The organism is Streptomyces sp. NPDC058864 (assembly GCF_042742985.1).
In the GTDB taxonomy this organism is placed as follows: Bacteria; Actinomycetota; Actinomycetes; order Streptomycetales; family Streptomycetaceae; genus Actinacidiphila.
The window spans coordinates 1-17,280 of sequence record NZ_JBHYMQ010000088.1; the positions used below are offsets into that span (position 1 = coordinate 1).

Annotated in this window: 18 protein-coding genes and 3 pseudogenes; 11 read left to right on the forward strand and 10 right to left on the reverse strand. The window is 68.7% G+C overall.

Features of this window, described 5'->3' with window-relative positions; translation table 11 throughout:
* The first annotated feature begins 803 nt into the window (after positions 1–803).
* Positions 804–1,810: pseudogene (locus ACFW3D_RS37555) on the forward strand (IS701 family transposase).
* A gap of 86 nt (positions 1,811–1,896) precedes the next feature.
* Here the strand turns inward: ACFW3D_RS37555 and ACFW3D_RS37560 are convergent.
* Genes ACFW3D_RS37560 through ACFW3D_RS37570 form a run of 3 tightly spaced genes read right to left on the reverse strand, consistent with a single transcriptional unit; the run spans position 1,897 to position 2,755 of the window.
* Entirely contained in the window at positions 1,897–2,145 is a 249-nt protein-coding gene (locus ACFW3D_RS37560) for an integrase core domain-containing protein (RefSeq protein WP_500512346.1), read from the reverse strand.
* Positions 2,142–2,570, reverse strand: a complete 429-nt coding sequence (locus ACFW3D_RS37565; RefSeq protein ID WP_500512348.1) for a DDE-type integrase/transposase/recombinase — start codon at positions 2,568–2,570, stop codon at positions 2,142–2,144. The genes ACFW3D_RS37560 and ACFW3D_RS37565 overlap by 4 nt, the downstream gene beginning before the upstream one ends.
* Positions 2,567–2,755, reverse strand: coding sequence for a diguanylate cyclase domain-containing protein (locus ACFW3D_RS37570; protein ID WP_500512350.1), 189 nt, complete (start codon positions 2,753–2,755; stop codon positions 2,567–2,569). The genes ACFW3D_RS37565 and ACFW3D_RS37570 overlap by 4 nt, the downstream gene beginning before the upstream one ends.
* A gap of 110 nt (positions 2,756–2,865) precedes the next feature.
* On the opposite strand from ACFW3D_RS37570, the gene ACFW3D_RS37575 reads away from it, so the two are divergent.
* The 3 genes and pseudogenes from ACFW3D_RS37575 to ACFW3D_RS37585 form a co-directional block, all read left to right on the forward strand.
* Entirely contained in the window at positions 2,866–3,132 is a 267-nt protein-coding gene (locus ACFW3D_RS37575) for a type II toxin-antitoxin system Phd/YefM family antitoxin (RefSeq protein ID WP_500512352.1), read from the forward strand.
* A complete protein-coding gene (locus ACFW3D_RS37580; RefSeq protein WP_500512354.1) occupies positions 3,129–3,377 on the forward strand; it encodes a type II toxin-antitoxin system RelE family toxin in 249 nt (82 codons plus the stop codon). The genes ACFW3D_RS37575 and ACFW3D_RS37580 overlap by 4 nt, the downstream gene beginning before the upstream one ends.
* Positions 3,378–3,522: 145 nt before the next feature.
* Positions 3,523–3,913: pseudogene (locus tag ACFW3D_RS37585) on the forward strand (transposase); the annotation flags it as partial.
* Here the strand turns inward: ACFW3D_RS37585 and ACFW3D_RS37590 are convergent.
* Together ACFW3D_RS37590 and ACFW3D_RS37595 are read right to left on the reverse strand one after the other, a co-directional pair.
* Positions 3,850–4,851 carry a TOTE conflict system archaeo-eukaryotic primase domain-containing protein gene (locus ACFW3D_RS37590; RefSeq protein ID WP_500512356.1) on the reverse strand — a complete coding sequence of 334 codons (1,002 nt, stop codon included), beginning with the start codon at positions 4,849–4,851 and terminating at the stop codon, positions 3,850–3,852. The pseudogene ACFW3D_RS37585 and the gene ACFW3D_RS37590 overlap by 64 nt on opposite strands.
* Before the next feature lie 13 nt (positions 4,852–4,864).
* On the reverse strand, positions 4,865–5,281 hold the full coding sequence (locus ACFW3D_RS37595) for a TOTE conflict system archaeo-eukaryotic primase domain-containing protein (protein WP_500512358.1): 417 nt from the start codon (positions 5,279–5,281) through the stop codon (positions 4,865–4,867).
* Positions 5,282–5,341: 60 nt separating this feature from the next.
* Here ACFW3D_RS37595 and ACFW3D_RS37600 point away from each other — a divergent pair, with 60 nt between their 5' ends.
* Positions 5,342–5,530: a helicase associated domain-containing protein gene (locus ACFW3D_RS37600; RefSeq protein ID WP_500512360.1), complete on the forward strand. Its 189-nt coding sequence runs from the start codon at positions 5,342–5,344 to the stop codon at positions 5,528–5,530.
* Positions 5,531–5,763: 233 nt separating this feature from the next.
* Positions 5,764–5,982 carry a helicase associated domain-containing protein gene (locus ACFW3D_RS37605; protein WP_500512362.1) on the forward strand — a complete coding sequence of 73 codons (219 nt, stop codon included), beginning with the start codon at positions 5,764–5,766 and terminating at the stop codon, positions 5,980–5,982.
* A 175-nt stretch (positions 5,983–6,157) separates the two neighbouring features.
* On the opposite strand, the gene ACFW3D_RS37610 is transcribed toward ACFW3D_RS37605, so the two are convergent.
* From ACFW3D_RS37610 to ACFW3D_RS37625, 4 genes are all read right to left on the reverse strand, one after another.
* Complete coding sequence (locus ACFW3D_RS37610; protein ID WP_500512364.1) at positions 6,158–8,557, reverse strand: 2OG-Fe(II) oxygenase; 2,400 nt, start codon at positions 8,555–8,557, stop codon at positions 6,158–6,160.
* Between the two features lie 687 nt (positions 8,558–9,244).
* Positions 9,245–9,916 carry a transposase family protein gene (locus ACFW3D_RS37615; RefSeq protein WP_500512366.1) on the reverse strand — a complete coding sequence of 224 codons (672 nt, stop codon included), beginning with the start codon at positions 9,914–9,916 and terminating at the stop codon, positions 9,245–9,247.
* Between the two features lie 257 nt (positions 9,917–10,173).
* The gene (locus ACFW3D_RS37620) at positions 10,174–10,470 is read right to left on the reverse strand and encodes a DUF3040 domain-containing protein (RefSeq protein WP_500512368.1); all 297 of its coding nucleotides are present in this window, start codon (positions 10,468–10,470) and stop codon (positions 10,174–10,176) included.
* A 77-nt stretch (positions 10,471–10,547) separates the two neighbouring features.
* Positions 10,548–11,045, reverse strand: a complete 498-nt coding sequence (locus tag ACFW3D_RS37625; RefSeq protein ID WP_500512412.1) for a DUF3040 domain-containing protein — start codon at positions 11,043–11,045, stop codon at positions 10,548–10,550.
* A 99-nt stretch (positions 11,046–11,144) separates the two neighbouring features.
* Between ACFW3D_RS37625 and ACFW3D_RS37630 the strand changes: the two genes are divergently transcribed.
* The 3 genes from ACFW3D_RS37630 to ACFW3D_RS37640 all read left to right on the forward strand — a co-directional run bounded on the left by ACFW3D_RS37630 (position 11,145) and on the right by ACFW3D_RS37640 (position 12,505).
* The gene (locus ACFW3D_RS37630) at positions 11,145–11,720 is read left to right on the forward strand and encodes a PRC-barrel domain-containing protein (RefSeq protein ID WP_500512370.1); all 576 of its coding nucleotides are present in this window, start codon (positions 11,145–11,147) and stop codon (positions 11,718–11,720) included.
* Positions 11,720–12,172 carry a PRC-barrel domain-containing protein gene (locus ACFW3D_RS37635; RefSeq protein ID WP_500512372.1) on the forward strand — a complete coding sequence of 151 codons (453 nt, stop codon included), beginning with the start codon at positions 11,720–11,722 and terminating at the stop codon, positions 12,170–12,172. Before ACFW3D_RS37630 ends, ACFW3D_RS37635 begins: the two co-directional genes overlap by 1 nt.
* A 117-nt stretch (positions 12,173–12,289) precedes the next feature.
* A complete protein-coding gene (locus ACFW3D_RS37640) occupies positions 12,290–12,505 on the forward strand; it encodes a DUF2180 family protein (protein ID WP_500512374.1) in 216 nt (71 codons plus the stop codon).
* Positions 12,506–12,682: 177 nt separating this feature from the next.
* On the opposite strand, the pseudogene ACFW3D_RS37645 reads toward ACFW3D_RS37640, so the two are convergent.
* A pseudogene (locus tag ACFW3D_RS37645) lies at positions 12,683–13,620 on the reverse strand (IS5 family transposase).
* 827 nt (positions 13,621–14,447) lie between these two features.
* On the opposite strand from ACFW3D_RS37645, the gene ACFW3D_RS37650 reads away from it, so the two are divergent.
* The gene (locus tag ACFW3D_RS37650; RefSeq protein WP_500512376.1) at positions 14,448–15,686 is read left to right on the forward strand and encodes an IS110 family RNA-guided transposase; all 1,239 of its coding nucleotides are present in this window, start codon (positions 14,448–14,450) and stop codon (positions 15,684–15,686) included.
* A gap of 269 nt (positions 15,687–15,955) precedes the next feature.
* The gene (locus ACFW3D_RS37655; RefSeq protein ID WP_500512378.1) at positions 15,956–17,062 is read left to right on the forward strand and encodes an IS110 family RNA-guided transposase; all 1,107 of its coding nucleotides are present in this window, start codon (positions 15,956–15,958) and stop codon (positions 17,060–17,062) included.
* Positions 17,063–17,280 lie beyond the last annotated feature (218 nt).

Consider the following 17,280-nt stretch of genomic DNA (forward strand, 5'->3'; position numbering starts at 1 on the left):
ACCTGCTGCTGATTCTGCGTTCGGCGGGGGTGAGGGAGCCGGATCTGGTGGTGGACGACCCGCGCTGGGTGGAGTGGCGGGGCGCGGTTGCGCACGGGTGGGGGAGTGGCTGACAGGGTGCGTGGTGCCGACGGCCGCGTCAAGGGGCCTTGACGTGACTTGGGGTGGGGGCGCCGGGGCGAGCGGCCGATTATCTCATCAAGGGGCCTTGACATGGCTGGTGGTGGGCGGGAGGAGCTGGACCGCACGGTGGAGCGCCTGGGGGTGCTGCTGGCTGATCCGTTGGCGGCGCTGGACGCGGTGGGCCGGGTGGAGGTGCTGATCGGGCAACAGGCGCCGGCGGCGGGAGTGGCTGCGCGGGGCCAGGGTGCGACGTGGGTGGAGGTCGGAGATGTGGTGGGGTTCGTCGCGGCAGGCGGCGTATCAGCGGTTTGCGCGGCATCTGCCGCGTGTGGCTGCAGTGGACAATCCTGGCTGACCGGCCCGTAGCCTGGGGGTGGCCTGCCTGGTCGGCGGCGGCCCGATGCCGCGTTGACGGCGCCGGCCGGGCAGGCACTCGGCGCCTGTCCTGCCGGAGAGCGGTGACGCCGGCCGGCCGGTGTGTTCCGCTCCTCTCTCGTGGCTGACCGCACGGCGGGACGCCTCCAAACGCTTTGGCTGTGGTGTCCCGTCGTGTGGGAGGTCCTCGCCGCAGTCGCCTTGCTCCCGGCTTGGTTGTTGTGGGCTGGCGCGGTGATGGAAATCGCGTTGATCGGTGCGGGTCAGATGTACCGGTACTACCTGCGCCATGTCGTGACCGGGGAGTGCGGGGGTGTCGGCGGGGCGGTGGACCGGCCGGGGCCTTGCCGCGATGGGTCTGGTGCCGGGCGGGATCAGGTGGCTACCAGCACTTGCTCGCGCGGGCGAAGTGGGACGCCGACGCCGTCCGTGACGACCTGCGCGGCTTCGTCGTCGACCACCTCGGCACCGACGACGTAGTCCTCGTGGTTGACGAGACCGGCGACCTGAAGAAGGGCACCCACACCGTCGGTGTCCAACGCCAGCACACCGGCACCGCCGGGCGCATCGAGAACAGCCAGGTCGCCGTCTACCTCGCCTACTCCACCCCACGCGGGCACACCGCGATCGACCGCGAGCTCTACGTGCTCCGCTCCTGGACCGCTGCCACGCGGCCGGCATCCCCGACACCCACACCTTCGCGACGAAACCCCAGCTCGCCGCCCGGATGATCGAACGGGCCCTGGACGCCGGGATCCCCGCGGGCTGGGTCACCGCGGACGAGGCATACGGCGGCAACACCCGCCTGCGGGACACCCTGGAGGAACACGGGCAGAACTACGTCCTCGCCGTCTCCTGCCGACACCACATCACCACCCCGGCCGGGAAGATCCGCGCTGACACCCTGGTCAAACGGATCCCGAAGCGGGCCTGGCAAAAACTGTCCGCAGGGGCCGGAGCCAAGGGCCATCGTTACTACGACTGGGCCCTGGCCACCATCGCCGATGAGCGTCCCGGGCACCGGCACCTCCTCGTCCGCCGCAACCGCCGCACCGGCGAACTCGCCTACTACCGCTGCTACTCAACCACCCCGACCACCCTGCAGACCCTGGTGAAGAACGCGGGACGCCGGTGGACGGTGGAGGAGACATTCCAATCGTCGAAGGGGCTGGCCGGACTGGACGAACACCAGGTCAGACGCTGGACGTCACGTCCTGGCACCGCAGGGTCACCCTCGCGATGCTCGCCCACGCCTTCCTCGCCGCGGTCACCGCACTCGAACGCGACCAGCACCAGACAACCAGCGGACTGATCCCGCTGACCCGCAACGAGATCCAGCACCTGTTCACCACGCTCGTCACCCATGCCATGCATGACATGGCACACCGACTTCGCTGGTCACAGTGGCGCCGACGCCACCAAGCCAGAGCCCAGACCGCCCACTACCGTCGGGAAGACACCCAGCCAAGCGTCCATCCACTCCCGGGCGTGGGCCAGTGAATCGAACCGTTCCGGGTAGTCGGCGGCGTACTTCGTGGTCCTGAACTGGCTTTCGCTGTAAGGGTTGTCGTTGCTCACCCTGGGGCGCGAGTGGCTCTTGGTGATACCAAGATCGATCAGTAGCTGGGAGACCTTTTTACTGGTCATGGAGGTGCCGCGGGGTCCGCGTGCACCGTCTCGGGCACGATGCCGTTGCGCTCGATGGCGTCGCGGATCAACTCCTCGGCCCGCTCGGCCGTTTCGGCGAGTTCGACGGTGTGCCCGACGATGTAGCGGCTGAAGATGTCGATGATCACGTAGGCGTGGTACCAGATGCCCTTGGCCGGGCCGGGCAGTCGGGTGATGTCCCAGGTGAAGACCTGCGAGGGCCCGTTCGCAACGAGTTCGGGGACTGTCCTGGGCGGTGGCCAGGTGCGGGAATGCCTCGGCACCGGTCTCACCTGGTACATGGCGACGTCGGCGGCGTGCAGGAGAGCGCTGTAGTCGTGGTTGGGCAGGTCGGTGGTGTGGGCGGCGCCGATCGACACCGTGAACGGCAGCAGCAGGTCCTGGTGCGGGACGGGACGGTTCATGTGCGCCCGCAGGGCCACCAGCTCGCGGTCGGCCGCGTGGCGGGGAGATGGGCGAGGGCGGCGAATTCGTCGCCTCCCGGGCGTGCTGCCACGCCGCGGTGGTCGGTGGCCCACTGCCGGAGGCGGTGGGCAAGGGCGATGACGACCTGGCCGCCGGCGGTGTGTCCGTAGGTGTCATTGGTCATTGATGGCCTTGAAGCCGTTTTTCCGGACTGCTGTGTTTTCTCCGCGATCCCTTCTCATTCAAGGCTCCGGCGATCTACCGCCAAGTGCTATGTAGGTGTACTCTAGATTCATGTCAAGTACATATCCGATCGCTGAAGCCCGCGCCTGTCTAGGTGACCTCGCGCGTCGTGCCGCCCAGCACGAGCACATCACCCTCACCGACCGGGGGACACCCGCCGCCGTCCTGATCTCCCCGGCGGAGCTGGAAGACCTCGAAGACGCCCTGGCCGTTGCGCGCCTGGAGCGCGATAGGGCCCTGGGGATCACCCCAGCTCCCGTCCCCCATACCGAGGCGCGTCTCGCACTCCTCGACGCGGCAGGCCGGAGCGGAGAGTGAGCTGGAGCGTCACGTGGGAGCCCACAGCGCTCAACGAGGCAGCCGGCCATCTGAAGGCCGACCCCACCGGCGTGGACGCACTGCTGCATGCCACGGACCGGCTGGCGGATGATCCGGCCCCCGAAGGCTCTCGCGCGTGGGGAAGCAGCCACCGGCGTCTGCACAGCGGCCCGTGGAGGATCCTGTACCGCGTCGACGCCCAGAACAGCACGCTGCACATTGAGCATGTAGGACACACCTCCTGAGCGGGGGCCGGTTGCGTCCTTGGAAGTGGTGTAACGGGTTGGACCTGATGCGGGGGTTTGCTCCGGCGTCCGGGTTGGCGCCCGCATAGACAAACGGCCACCGGCTGATCTTCGAAGTGTCGAAGCCTCGAAGGAGATCAGCACGATGACCGCACCTGACAGTCTGCCCCTGCACGCCCTCGCCGAAGAGAACGTTGCCGCGGCGAGTCCCGATCTGCTGCGCGCGATGGTCAAAACGTTCGCCGACGCGCTCATGTCCGCGGAGGCCGATGCGCTCTGCAACGCCGAATACGGGCAAGTCAGCGGTGAGCGCGTCAACCACCGCAACGGATATCGCCCGCGCGAGTGGGATACCAGGGCCGGCACCGTCGAGCTGGCTATTCCCAAGCTCCGCAGCGGCAGCTACTTCCCGCACTGGCTCCTCGAACGGCGCCGCAGCCGAACAAGCCCTGATCTCGGTGGTCGCCACCGCCTACCTCCTCGGGGTCTCCACCCGCCGGGTCGAGAAGCTCGCCGAACTGATCGGTGTGACGTCCGGGAGCTCGTTGCTGATCGTGAGTGTGCCGCCGGCTGCGGCGATGAGCTGGGTGGCCTCGTCACGAAGACCGCGCGGCAGCTTCAGCCAGTCCGGGTCGGTGGCGTCGAAGGAGCAGACCAGGCGAGGGGTGTCCCAGGTGGAGTATCGCTGGCTCTGGCGGCGGTAGAACTCCGGGTTGTGGAACGACGCAGTGTGCTTGAGCGCGGCGAGCAACGCCGCCGGCAGCCCCTTGGTGGAGATCGCGAGCATCGCCGACATCCGCGCCTCGACGAGTTCCGGGGCCTTGCCCAGGGCCCGCCGTCGGGGTTTGGGCGGCAGGACCGGAGCGGTCGCGGACGGGCCCGCCTTGACCTCGCCGAGCTTGTCGACGAGCGCCTCGACCTGCGCTGGGGAGAGCCGCTCAACCTGCGACAGGTGTGCGAACTGGTCCGGGTACGGCTCCCAGGTCTGCGGGTCGACGAAGACCGTGGTGCCCTTCAGCCGTGAGATTCCCTGCAGTGGCAGCGCGATCAGGTTGCCGAACCGAGCGTTGCCCTTGGCGTTCGTGGGCAGCAGGTCTTGGGCGGGGAAGAGCCGGTCGTAGCTGGACAGCGTCATCTGCCCACGAGCGTCGATTGCTTGGCGCAGCAGTGCCATCCCCAGCGTGCGCGCGGTGGCTGCGGCGACGGGGGCGGTGAAGAAGGTCCACACGTGGGTGCCGGCCCCGGAGCGGGAGATCTCCACCAAGGCGGGGACACCGGCGTAGTGGCAGGCGGAAGCGTAGGCGGCTGCGTCGCCGCGCCAGTCGCTGCCGTCCTTGCCGTCGAAGTCGACCGCCAGGAGCCGGCAGGTGTCGTCGGCGAGCAGCGGGTACAGCCCAAGGTGTACTTCCCGGCTCCCGTGCTCGGGACGGGAGAGGTGGTTGTAGACCGTCTTATCGTTCAGCGGCCAGAACACACGCTCGGCGTCGTTATTGTATTTGGGCGAAGGGGTTGTCCTCGGCGTGACTCCAGCCCGTCCGGCCCGTGCGCGTGCTCACCCACCGCGTGGCGTAGACGTCCTCGCGGCCGACGAACAGTGCCCGGAACAGTGTGATCTTCGCTTCCGTGCCGGAAGTCGCATCCGCGTGCGGCAGGCCCTGCCCATCTTCGACGACAGTCGGTGCGGGAAGCTCGGGGACCGGTGGTAACTCCTGCGGGGCGTCGGTGGTGGGCATTCCCAGCCGGGTGCGCAGGCGCAGGTTCTCCGTGCGCAGCGCGGCGTTTTCCTCGAGCGCCATATCGAGCCTGATGCGCAGTTCGGCCGGGTCGTTGCAGACATGCCAGTCCTCCACGTCTCCATGATCCGGATTCGCACCGTCGGCGGGGCCGATTTCGCCGAGATCCATACCCGCCCGCGGAGGCGATCGAGGGAATGTGACGTCGCGTGGGAGGAAAGACTCACCGCGGTGCGTGGATGGACTGAGGAGAACGGGCACCTCCTGGCACCGCTCGACCCCGTCCACCGGGGCCACAAGGTGGGCATCTGGCTGAAGAACGCGCGGGCCGACGCCCGCGCCGGGACGCTGACTGCGGAGCGGCGCGAGCCGCTGGACGACATCGACCCCTCCTGGTGCCCTGCCTGGCCCGTGGAATAGCAGCGCTCCTTCCACCTCGTCCGCCAGCACCTGGACACCGGCGGCACACTGCCCACTGCACCGGGCCAGGCCGTACACCAGGGCGAGGACCCCGGGCGGTGGGTCGGGGCACAACGCCTTGGATGGGACCGGCTCACCGGCGCCCAGCAGTGGATGTGCGAGAACGTCCTCGGGATCGACCCTGCGGCCCAGGACGAGCAGCCGAAGCCACGCCGCACAACGCCGACAAGTGGGTGCTGAACTACACCGCCGCCCGCCAGTACTACGAACGAGAAGGACACCTCCAGGTACCCAGAGGACACGTCGAACGGATCGTCACCGGCGACGGCCACGGCCAGGAGGAACGAGACCTCAAACGGGGATCGTGGATCAGCAACCAGCGCAGCACGGCCGCCACGCTGCCGCCGGAGCGGGTGCAGCAGCCCTCCGAGATCGGAATGCGCTGGCCGTAAGCGGCGTCGGACGGGCAGGGGGGCGGGGCAGGGAGGCTCAAACCGACCCGCCGCGTCCAACCGAAGGACATCACCCTCGCACCCAAACTGGTTTAGCCATTCAAGCAACGGCATTGCCCGCACCCTTCGCTCTTCTCGTCATCGCTGTCGGGGAGAGGTACGGATGTGTCACCTCTCAGCCGCACGCCCGGGGCCATTTGTCCCGCAGCCACGCCAGGTCGGTCTCGGCGCGGGTACGGGTCGCCTGTTCACGGGTGAAGACGGCGTCCGTCTTGGTCAGGACCAGAACGTAGGGGCGTCCCTGGCGCCGGGTGGTGTGGGCGACGGGCAGGCCGGCCTGGTCGATGCGGCTGTGGAGGTGGCGGCGTCCGTCCTTCGCGAGCGGCCACTCCATGACGTGGCGGGTACGGGAGGTGAGGAAGGCGTCCAAGTCGGGGCAGAGTCCGCAGCCAGTCCGGCATGTCCCGGCCGGAGTGAGGGACCAGTCGTCGGCCGCGCGTACGGGGCGGGTGAGGGCCGCGGCGAGCCGGTCCTCGCAGTGGTCGGCGAGGGTCTGGAAGGCGCGGGCGGCGGGTGCGCCGTCGCGTATGGTCGTCGGCCGGCGGGCCGCGGTGCGCAGGGCGGGGAGCAGGCATTCCAGGGCGGTGTCCGGCAGGCCGCGCAGCGTGGCGGCGATGGTGTCGGCGGTCTCGGGCCCTGCCGCCTGCAGGACGCGGGCCAGTGATGCGCCGAGCCCCTCCATGCCTGTGCGGCGCTCCGTTTCGCGGCCGATGCCGAGCCAGCCGGTGAGCTGCTGCTCGACTGCTTGCCAGGCACCCTCGGCCAGCGGCGAGGCCATCGCGTCCCCATCGCCGTCGGTGGCCCGCAGCGCGGTGCACAGGCCGGGCAGCGATTCGAGCCACGTCGCGCGGTCGGCCCCGGTGTACGCGCCAACCGTGCCGAACCAGCTGCTGACGACCCCGCGGGCCCACGTCCGTCCGTACCGCGCGGCCGCTGCCGCGAGACCCGGGGCGTGCCGCTCGCCCAGGGTCTCCACCCCGAAAGGCGCGAGGAGCATCGTGGCAGTGTCCGCTTCCCGCAGTCCCACCGCGACGGGCAGGGCGGCGGCGAAGAGCGCCGCGGCCGCCTCGCCCGAACCGTGGTGCTTCCAGAACGGGGCGAGCGACTGGGCGAGTGTGCGCGCCCGGTCGAGGTCCCCGGCATCCAGGTGGCCCTGAAGTTCCCGCAGCGCGTCCTCGGAGCCGGCCTCGGCGCGGGCCGTGAACGCGCGCTGCCGGGGCCACAGGACCACGGCGGCCCGCCGGTACCAGCGGTCGAGGGTGTTGCCGTAGTTGCCCATGTAGCCCTCGTACTCGGACTGGTAGGGCGTCAGGTCCTTGTTCTCGGTGGTGGCGCACACCTCGGCGTACGCGACGGGCAGGTTGATCTGCTCGCCGCCGGTGCCGTCCGGGCGGGTCCACCAGCTTAGCGTGATCTCGTCGTCGATCAGCTCGTTCAGTTCGTAGCTGGAGAAATCGCCGCTGCGGCGGCGCTCGGCACCGGGTTCCCCGTCGGGGTCCAGGAGACATTCACCCTCGCACTCCTCGTCCTCGCAGTCGTCGTAGTGCTCGACCTCGCCGTAGTAGTCGTAGCGGTCGTACGGCGCATGCGCGTCCCAGGTCTCCTTCACCTCGGCCAACGCGAGGACCGCTTCGCAGTCCGTCTCTGCGGCGGCCTGGCGGAGCAGGGCGGTGCGGGTGGCGTCGGCTCCTTTGAGGCGGTCCCAGTCCAGGCCGCGCTGGGTGTACTCGTGATCGAGGAGGTACACGAGGCGGTTCGGGGGCGCGGCCTTCTGGCGGCCGTAGGCGTAGCGCTCTTCGGCCGGCTCGGTGAAGTGTTCGGTCAAGCAGTGGGCCAGGTCGGCGACCGGGTCCCCGTCGTCCTCGCCAGCCGGGCGGATGCGTTCGGCGAGGAGGTTCATGGTCAGGGTGACGCGGTAGCCGGACTTGACGGGCTTGACCTCATGCAGGCAGTCCGCGTAGAAGGCGGCGAAGGTCAGCTTCTCCCGGGACGCCTGGTGGACGACGCTGCGGCCGGCGTGCGAGACGACGAGTTCGCCGCCGGTGTGATGCGAGGGCAGCGAGACGACCAGGGTGCCCACCATGGAGTCGTCCTTCTCGGAGTCCTGGTGCGGCAGGAAGAACTGGCCCCTGCCGTAGACAAGCAGTGCGTGCGGCTCGGCACGTAGGACGACGGTGGGCGGCAGACCGAGCGCGGTGCGGACACCGTCGAGGACGCCGTCCAGGGTGCGGTCCCAGTCGGTGCCGCCGAGCGTGATGCGGTCCGGAGTGATCTCCCAGGTGTCGCGGACGCTGGTGTCGGACAGGGTCTGCTCGCCGCGGCCGAAGGATGCCTGCCGGGCCTGCGCGATCAGTTTCTTGGTGACCGGGGCACGCAACGGCAGCGGCAGTTCCCCCACCCCGTCGACCTCGATGCGCAGCGCGCGGGCCGACATCTCGATACGGGTGCTGAAGTCCCCGCGCCGCTGTGCGTCGTCGAGCAGCTCCGCCAGCTGCTTCCGCGCTCCGTGTCCCATACTGTTTCGTCCCCAGGGATGCAGCATGCCGTATGGCCTGTCCCGGAAACCCTAAACGCCGCGGGCAGCTGTACTGCCGGTTGCTGGCAGCCGCGGTCTGCCAGACTCCGGGGCCGGGCACGTTCCTGGAGGTCGACCTCGCTGTTGCAGGAGGTGGGTGCGTGAGGGGTACACCAGCTGATGCCGCCGGTCGCTGTGACCTTACTGCCCCTGTAGTTCGGTTTGTTCGCGAAGAGAGCGCAGGTGACGGTGTCCTGCACTGCACGCGCGGTGCTGTCCGTGGCCGACAGCGTGACGAGAGGCCGCCTGGCACGGGGCCCTCCCAAACTCATCGCCAAACGACGTCCCTGCTGCTCGATAAAGCCACTCGGGCCTGCGCTGTCGCGGCGGCCATCCGTGCCGATCTGCGCGACGTTGTGATGGAGGTGTCTGCTGCGGCCGTGTACGTCACCGGGGTCGTGGCGGTGATGAAGCGGGACCGGTTCCGTCGGCGGCACTTGTTGGCCGCCGAAGCCCGCCGGCATCTCGCCCGCCTCGGGTCACAGGCCGTCAAGACGGTCCTGCCTCTCTCCAGGGCCTGTTCGTCGCCTGGCCTTCAGGACGGTCCGGGTGACGTCGCCGCGGCGGATGAATCCCCCGGGGCCGTCCGCGCGCGGGAGCAGCCCTTGCCACAGCTGCTTGACCTCCCTACGCCATGGGATGTCTGACCAGGCTGTTCGTGGTCTGCGTGTCCGCGTGCAGGGCCCGTTCGGAGCGGCCTTTGGGGCGTCGGACAGGGACGTGGATGCCGATGCCGGCGTCGATGTAGCCCTTGTCGGCGAGGGTGGGCAGGCCGTCGGCGGCGGTTGTAGAGGGCGGGAAGTGCGTGGATCCGGGCGGCGGTGATGTCGGGAGTGGAGCGGGGCTCGACGTCGGAGACCATAGTGGGGTGCCGTCCGGGGCGGACAGGAACTGCACGTTCCCGCCGAACGCCTTGTGTTTCTGGCTGAACCACAGGTCGTTGCCGTTCTCGCGGACCCCGGCGACGCGGTCGGACTCGATCAGCGTGCCGTCCAGGACCACGTGGCTCATGCCCTCGCGCCTGCAGCGGTCCAGGACCTCGTGCAGGTCGGGGGTCTGGTCGGCGAGAATGTCGATGCCTTCGTGGAGGTACCGGTAGCCGGTGGCCTGCGAGACACCGGATCCCGGGCCAGGCAGTGCACGCAGCCGCGTTCGCGGAACCAGCGCAGCACCAACACCGCCTGGGGCGGAAGGCCCCAGTGCCCGCGAGCCTTTCGGTGTGCCGATCCGGCGGCGGTGCCCGGCCAGCAGCCGGGACAACTGGTCCACGACATGGCGCGGGACGTCGAGCATGGCCACATAGGTGACCAACGTGAAGCCTCTGGTTGCGCGGACGATCTTGTGGTGAGAACCGTCCTACCAGGGGCTTCACGTCTGCCCGACTCCGGGGAGGGTTCGTCCTACCTGCTCACGAACGGGGTCGTTCACATCGTTTCGCGAAGATTATTTCGCTGAGAAAACGTCAATAAGCCCTCTCCATAATGAGTGATGAGCACCCACGGTCATTACCACGACCGCTCAACTCGTGATCACGATCTACGGCTGGAGTGTACTAATTAGGGTGAGATTGGGCTTGAGGGTGCGACGTGCTGCGTGGACGATGTTCCATTCGTTTGGGTCGGCTCCTGGTCGGCGACTCGAGGAGTGAAAATTGAGAATAGAATCAGAGCCGTCATGGCAAGAAATCCGACCACGACGAATGCGACGGAATCCCAGCCAGGAGCCTTCTTTGTGGGTTTGTTGCTGAATTGTCGATTCAAAGCCTTGATGCGTTGCCCCATGGCGGGGTCTTCGCTGGCGAGACGGCGTTCAATGCTCGTAAATTCGCGTGCTTCCCTTGCCTCGTGCTTCATGATGTCACCGCGTGTCTGATCATTTGCTGCCTGAACGGAATTGCATGGCCTTTACCGGCCGCTGTTGTCGGCACCCCTTATAGGGGCGCCTTGGGCTGTGTGGTGGGGTCCCTGGAAGTGGCGGCCGCAGGAGGGCTGGCATCGCCTTGTGCGTCGGGTGTCTGTGCCTGGTGTGCGGATAGCGCGAGGACGATCAGCGCCAGTATTGACAGGAGCCAGACGAACAGGGCCATCGCCTCCGGGCGCCACCGGCGGCGCCTGCGGCCGAGCCGCGTATTCAGCTTGTTCATTCGTGCCGCGTAGTGTGGATCGTCGGCACTCACCTGCCGCTCGAGTGCGGCCAGAGCCCGATCCTGCCCTTTACGTGAAGACATGGTAATCACCCGCCCCTCACGGTAGGGCGCATGCCCGGATTCGGGGCGCATGACACCGGCCGCAGCGACCCGAGTGCGAGCGGTGGACGGGTCAGGCCCACGGCGTAACCCTGGAAGGGGAAGCACTTTTCTCGCTTCCCCGTCGGGAGGTGAGGATGTGGATTGGTGGGTATGGCTGATCATCGCCGTCGCGGCCCTCATCCTGCTCGCCGTCGCGGTCCTTGGCGTGCAGGCCCGGCGCCGGACGGGCGGCGTGATTGCCGCGCCGGCCAGTCCTGAACGGAAGAAGGGCAGGCGCACATGAACGCCACCTACATGCGCGCACGATCTCTGTCCGGCCGACCAGTGGTGACGCTCGGCGGGGAGGACGTCGCACAGATCAAGGACACGATCTTCCGAACGGAAGATGCCAGCATCGACGGCTTCACCCTCAGCGGGCGCGGACTGCTCTCAGGCCCCCTGAAGGCCACGCTCTCCTGGGAGAACGTGCACCACCTCGGCCCGGACGCGGTGATGATCCGGGATGAGGACGCACTTACCGACCAGGGCGCCACAGCCGGCCAAGGCGATACCGGGGGCAACGTGCTGGGCGGCCGGGCGGTATCCGAGGACGGGGTGGACCTCGGCGAGATCGTCGACGTGGTACTGGAGGTCAGTGACATTCGACAGGCCCACGTGGCCGGGCTGGACATTGCTCCCTCCGGGACGATGTGGCCATCGTCGAAACACATGCTGCTGCCGCTGCCCGGCCCGACCGCGGCCTCGGGGGACGTGGTCATCATCCCGGACTCCGCACTCCGCTACGCCACCCCCGAACCGCGGGACTTCCCCGACGCCCTGCAGACCCTGCGGACCACGGCGGAAGGGGGCACCTGATGCTTTTCACCACAGCACGCGGTCGGCAGGTTGTGGACGCCGAGACTGCGGAGATCATCGGCTCCGTTGCCGGCATCACGCTCACACCGCTCCCCGCCCGTGTCGTGGGCCTGAAACTGAAGCCCAGGGCCGGCCGCGAACTCGTGGCGTGGGAGGAGGTCAAGTCGTTCGGCCCCGACGCGGTGATCGTCTCACCGGCCGAACATGCCGCCGACCTCCGGTCGTTCGCGGACCTCCCCGACCCCCTCGGCAAAATACTGCTCACCGAGACCGGCCGGCAGATGGGCACCGTTCAGGACATCGACTTCGATCCGCGCGACGGGCACGTCCGCCGCCTCCTCGGTGTTGGCGCGGACGTTATAGGCGAGTGCCTCCTGGGCATCGGCACCTTCGCTGCTGTCGTCTCAGAGACATCGTCGCCCGGCCCCGCCCAGAATGCCTTCCGTCAATGACCGGGCGCTTGCTGCGCAGGACGCTGGCAAGCGGGCAATCCGTCGGATACCACGCACGCATAAACAGGCAGCGAGCAGCCGACGTCCACAGCTTCGGCACCCCAGGAGGGGTTCGTGATGGACTGCTTCGACTGTGCTCAAGGCAGTCGCCGCACTACGGCCATTGCCGTGTGTCACCAATGCGGGGCCGGCCTCTGCGAGGCGCACGCCCACGTCGGTACTGTGGTCATCGAACGACTCGCCACCATGGGGAAGACCACCTCCCAGCAACCGGCCCGGGAAATCGCCTGCCGGCCCTGCCACGAAGCGGCTCTCTCAGCCTACCGGCCGTGAGACCCTACGGCGTCGCGCCACCAGAAGTCCCGCAAACTGGCTGTGTTCACGGCGACGTGAACACAGCCACGCAACCTTGAGTGATCGGATGAGGCTGCGTCTTCGCTGGCGCGCGGCCGTTGGGGTGACGCCCGGCGTGTCCGCTCGCTCTGCGGGCGCTAGGTCCTGTTTCTTGGATCATGTGCGGAGCCAGATCACCAGGGCTGCGACGGTGACGGTTCCGAGGTAGGTGTAGGCGCGTTTGTCGTAGCGGGTGGCCACGGCCCGGAAGTTCTTGAGGCGGTTGATCGCCCGCTCGACGACGTTGCGTTTCTTGTACCGCTGTTTGTCGAAGCCGGTCGGCCGACCGCCGGCCGAGCCCCGCCTGCGGCGGTTGGCCCGCTGGTCCTTCGGCTCGGGGATGCTGTGCCGAATCTTGCGTCGCCGCAGGTAGCGGCGATTGTTGCGGGAGCTGTAGGCCTTGTCCGCGCTGACACTGTCCGGCCGGGTGCGGGGCCGGCCGGGCCCTACGCACGGCACGCAGATCTTCTCCAGTACGGCCTGGAACTGCGGGCTATCGCCGTGCTGACCAGGCGTCAGGACGATCGACAGCGGACGGCACCGGCCGTCGGCCGACAGGTGGATCTTCGTGGTGAAGCCGCCGCGCGAACGGCCTAAGCACTCGCCTGCCTGACCACCTCCGCCAGGCGGACGGACAGGCTCGCCAGTGCCGGATCGCCCAGGTTTGCCCCGCTGTGGGGCCCCTTTTCAGGAGCAATCACGGGTGGAGCGGCCTTGCGGGCGCCGGCGGCATGCTGATGGGCCCGGGCCGTCGTGGAGTCCACCGACACATCCCAGTCGATCCTGCCCTCGGCGTTCTCGGCCGCCTGCACGCGCGCCAGCAGCATGTCCCACGTACCGTCCGCCGACCAGCGGCGATGCCGCTTGTAGACCGTCTCCCACGGCCCGAAGCGCTCCGGCAGGTCTCGCCACGGCACCCCCGTCCTGGCCCGGAACAGCACCCCGTTGATGACCTTCCGGTGCTCGCTCCACCGACCGCCACGCGCACCACCACGAGGCAGGAGCGGCTCCAGCCGCCCCCACTCCGCATTCGTCAGATCTCCACGGCCAACCATGCTGAACAGCGTCAACCCACACCCATGATCACGTCAGGAGATCCGAGAAACAGCACCTAGATGGCTTGTCTGACAGTCATGCGCCCGTATCCCGACCTGACCAGGCGCTGCACGGGGCCCCGTCCTCCCGGGTGGCCGGGGCCCTACTGGCTGCCCAAAGCCGAGGGTTGGCATCCCCGCCAGCGGAGGGAGCATTATGCGCTCCGGATCTGTGCCCAGCGACCGGGTGGGCGTTCTCGGCCACACGAGTCATGCGGCTGCCATTCAAGCGGCCCAGTTCGCAGAATTTCCGATGGGAGCGCAGGCTGGGAAAGCGACCCTGTCCTTTGCTTGCAACAAGCTGCCCCTTGGGGGCAGGGTCGCGGCGCTGCCTGCCGGGTCGGCGAGGGGACGTAGCTGTTGGGGGTCAGTAATCCGGTCGCCTGACGGCTACACCCTGTGGATCCTGCTGGCCAAATGTCGTGTCCTGGGGTGTGAGGACGCTGTTGGCACTGTGGTGGCCGGTCCTGTCGTTCCCCGGCCGCTGGGGTGGGAGTCATGTCGTTGCGGCCGGAGGAATGGCCTGAGGTGCCCGAGCTCGCGGCGCGAGTCGCGCGAGCCGCGGCGGCGCGTGGGGAGTTGCCGCTGGCGATGCGGGTGCGGGACGAGCTCGGCGCGCTGTTCGCGGATGCGGAGTTCGCCGCCCGTGGGTCAGTAGGACGCTGGGGGTCCACCGACAGGCACCCGGATGTGTTGCTCCGAGCACGTGAATCAGACTCTTCCGCCTGCCGGACCCCCGCCGGACGGTCGCGCGCTCGCGGCCGACGACTGGAGGGGGTGCCGGCGGGATGGAAGTGATCCACGAACGCGTGGCGGGGATCGACATCAGCAAGGTCGACGTGAAGGTCTGTATCCGCGTGCCGAGCACCGGCAAGCGGCGCCGCAGCGAGGTGCGGACCTTCTCCGCGGTGACCTCCGGCCTGCTGGCGATGCGGGACTGGCTGCTCGCCGAGGGCATCACCGTGGTCGGAATGGAGGCCACCGGCGTCTACTGGAAGCCGGTGTTCTACCTGCTCGAGCACGACATGGAGTGCTGGCTGCTCAACGCCCGCCACATGAAGTCGGTGCCCGGCCGCAAGACCGACGTCAAGGACTCCGAGTGGATCGCCAAGCTCGTCGAACACGGCCTGGTCCGTCCCAGCTTCGTGCCCCCGGAGCCGATCCGGCAGCTGCGCGACGTCACCCGCTACCGCACCGAGATCATCCGCGAACGCACCCGGGAGACCCAGAGGCTGGAAAAACTGCTGGAGGACACCGGGATCAAGCTGTCCGCGACCGTCTCCAACATCCTGGGGGTCTCCGGCCGCGCGATGCTGGAGTCCCTGATCGCCGGTGAACGCGACCCGCACGTCCTGGCGGATCTGGCCAAGGGCAGCATGCGACGCAAGACCGAAGCCCTGGCCGAGGCGCTGACCGGGAACTTCACCGCCCACCACGCCTTCCTGGCACGGGCGATGCTGGACCGGATCGACGCCTGCACCGCCACCGAGACCCGCCTGAGCGAGCACATCGAGGTGATGCTCCAGCCCTTTCGCCGCCGCATCGAGCTGCTCGTGACCATCCCCGGCGTCGAGGCCCGCGCGGCGCAGGTGATCCTCGCCGAGATCGGTGCGGACATCGGCCGTTTCCCCAGCGCGGCAGACCTGGCCTCGTGGGCCGGCGTCTGCCCCGGCAACCACCAGTCCGGCGGCCGGACCGGCAGCGGCAAGACCCGGCACGGCGACCCCTGGCTCAAAGCGGCCCTCGGCCAGGCCGCCGTCTCCGCCGCGCGGACCAAGGACACCTACCTCGCCGCCCGCTACCGGCGCATCGTCGCCCGCCGCGGCAAAAAGCGTGCCCTGGTCGCCCTGGAGCACTCGATCCTGATCGCGGTCTGGCACATGTTCACCCACGACACCGAATACGCCGACCTCGGCGGCCAGTACTTCCTCGAACGCACCGGCCGGGCCAGGCAGACCCGACGTCTGGTGAGCCAGCTCAACCAACTCGGTTATCAAGTGACCCTCCAAGCAGAAGGAGCTGCCTGACCGGCGGCTACGGACACGGGACGGGGGATTTTCGAATCAGTAACCCAGGCCGCTGCGCGGCCGCCGTGGAGGCGGGAAAATGAGCCCGTGTCCGTCCGGGACGCCGATCAATCTGTGATGCCTTGTGAGCTCGTGAGTCAGTATTGCGTTGGGGGCCGCTGACAGGGACCGTCAATTGTTGCTGCAGCACGCGGACCAGACTCTTCAGCCCTGTGGCCTCTCCGGACGGCGCGCGTCGGTCGTGATCAGTTGTGGTCGGGGAGGGTTGCATGGACGTGCTGCACGAGCGGTGCGCCGCTTTGGACATCGGCAAGAAGGACCTCAAGGCCTGCGTGCGCGCCCCGAGCCCGAGCGGAAGGCGGAGTCGCAGACAGGAGATCCGCACCTTCGCCACGACCACGAACGCGCTGCTGGAGCTGCGGGACTGGCTGGTCGCCGAGAAGGTCACCCTGGTGGTGATGGAGGCCACGGGCGACTACTGGCGCGGGGCGTTCTACCTGTTGGAGGACTGCCTGGACGTGATCTTGGTGAACGCCGCGCATGCCAAGGGCCTGCCCGGGCGCAAGACCGACGTCGCCGACGCGGCGTGGCTGTGCCAGCTGGGCGAGTGCGGCCTGCTGAAGGCCTCGTTCGTGCCGCCGGAGCCGATCCGGCACCTGCGCGATCTGACCCGATACCGCTCCACGCTCGCCGGTGAGCTCAGCCGGGAGGCTCAGCGGCTGGAGAAGGAGCTCGAGGACGCCGGGATCAAGCTCTCCTCGGTGGCCACCGACATCCTTGGCGTGTCCGGCCGGGCCATGCTGAACGCGCTCATCGACGGGGAACGCGACGTGCACGCCCTGGCCGGGATGGCCAAGGCCCGCATGCGCCCCAAGATCCCCGAACTCGTGGAGGCGCTGACCGGGAACTTCGGCGAGCACCACGCTTTCTTGTGCCGGCTGCACCTGGAACGCATCGACCACCTCAAAGCCACGATCACCGAGCTGTCGGCACGGATCGAGGAGGAGATGCGCCCTTTTGCCCGGCAGCTTGAGCTGCTGGAGACCATACCGGGTGTCGGACGGGCCACCGCCGAGGTCCTGATCGCCGAGACCGGCGGCGACATGTCCCGCTTCCGCACCGCCGGCCACCTGGCCTCCTGGGCCGGAGTCTGCCCCGGCCACCACGAATCCGCCGGCAAGCACAGGTCCGGCCGCAGACGCCACGGCAACCGCTGGCTGGGCGCCGCTTCGGGCACCGCCGCCATGGCCGCCTCGCGCACCCGCGACCGCACCTACCTCGGCGCCCGCTACATGCGCCTGGTCCCCCGCAGAATCACCCGACAGGCCAACGCCCTCGGCCTGACCGTCCGCTTCGAACCCATCGAGGCCGCCTGAACGCACCTACCCGCCAGGGTTCCGACGTTAATTTTCGGACCAGGCTTGGGCAGGGCGTCGGCGACGGTGGTGGTATTGCGCGCGATCTGGTCGGCCTCTGTGCAACCTGGAGTCGCGGGCCCCCCCCCCCCCCCCCCGGGGGGGGGCCCCCGCAGGGGGGGGGGGCCCCGCGCGGGGGGGGGGGCGGTGGGCCGGTTCCGGGGGGCGGTAGGGCCATT

Excerpts from the sequence above, each read along its gene's own strand:
- ACFW3D_RS37560 (WP_500512346.1), bottom strand. The coding sequence starts at position 2,145 with ATGACCAGTAAAAAGGTCTCCCAGCTACTGATCGATCTTGGTATCACC.
- ACFW3D_RS37565 (WP_500512348.1), bottom strand. The coding sequence starts at position 2,570 with ATGAACCGTCCCGTCCCGCACCAGGACCTGCTGCTGCCGTTCACGGTG.
- ACFW3D_RS37570 (WP_500512350.1), bottom strand. The coding sequence starts at position 2,755 with ATGACCAATGACACCTACGGACACACCGCCGGCGGCCAGGTCGTCATC.
- ACFW3D_RS37575 (WP_500512352.1), top strand. The coding sequence starts at position 2,866 with ATGTCAAGTACATATCCGATCGCTGAAGCCCGCGCCTGTCTAGGTGAC.
- ACFW3D_RS37595 (WP_500512358.1), bottom strand. The coding sequence starts at position 5,281 with ATGGATCTCGGCGAAATCGGCCCCGCCGACGGTGCGAATCCGGATCAT.
- ACFW3D_RS37610 (WP_500512364.1), bottom strand. The coding sequence starts at position 8,557 with ATGGGACACGGAGCGCGGAAGCAGCTGGCGGAGCTGCTCGACGACGCA.
- ACFW3D_RS37620 (WP_500512368.1), bottom strand. The coding sequence starts at position 10,470 with ATGAAGCACGAGGCAAGGGAAGCACGCGAATTTACGAGCATTGAACGC.
- ACFW3D_RS37625 (WP_500512412.1), bottom strand. The coding sequence starts at position 11,045 with ATGAGGGCCGCGACGGCGATGATCAGCCATACCCACCAATCCACATCC.
- ACFW3D_RS37630 (WP_500512370.1), top strand. The coding sequence starts at position 11,145 with ATGAACGCCACCTACATGCGCGCACGATCTCTGTCCGGCCGACCAGTG.
- ACFW3D_RS37635 (WP_500512372.1), top strand. The coding sequence starts at position 11,720 with ATGCTTTTCACCACAGCACGCGGTCGGCAGGTTGTGGACGCCGAGACT.
- ACFW3D_RS37640 (WP_500512374.1), top strand. The coding sequence starts at position 12,290 with ATGGACTGCTTCGACTGTGCTCAAGGCAGTCGCCGCACTACGGCCATT.
- ACFW3D_RS37650 (WP_500512376.1), top strand. The coding sequence starts at position 14,448 with ATGGAAGTGATCCACGAACGCGTGGCGGGGATCGACATCAGCAAGGTC.
- ACFW3D_RS37655 (WP_500512378.1), top strand. The coding sequence starts at position 15,956 with ATGGACGTGCTGCACGAGCGGTGCGCCGCTTTGGACATCGGCAAGAAG.